This is a genomic window from Psychrobacter sp. CAL346-MNA-CIBAN-0220, assembly GCF_040309805.1.
Lineage (GTDB): Bacteria > Pseudomonadota > Gammaproteobacteria > Pseudomonadales > Moraxellaceae > Psychrobacter.
The window spans coordinates 1-268 of the sequence record NZ_JBEOPF010000334.1 but is presented as its reverse complement, the minus strand read 5'-3'; the positions used below and the strand labels follow the sequence as shown (position 1 = coordinate 268).

Annotated in this window: 1 pseudogene; it reads right to left on the bottom strand. The window is 45.5% G+C overall.

Going from position 1 to position 268, the window contains the following annotated elements:
• Positions 1–268, bottom strand: a pseudogene (locus AAEY88_RS13870) (hypothetical protein); the annotation flags it as partial.

Sequence of the window (268 nt, the reverse complement as noted above, 5' to 3'; positions counted from 1 at the left end):
ACAATAGCAATGCGCTTAACCCCTTTGCTTTGTGCATATTTAACCGCAATAGCAAGGTTGTTAAATACACAAAAACCGGATGAAGTAGTGCGATTTGCATGATGCCCCGGCGGGCGCACCGAGCAAAATGCAGCATCAAGGTTGCCCTCTAGTATTTCATCTACCGCTAAAATACCGGCTCCTACTGCACGCTCAATTGCTTTTAATGAGTCGGGACATAACCAAGTATCACCGTCTAAATCGACAAGCCCTTGGGTAGGTATTTTAC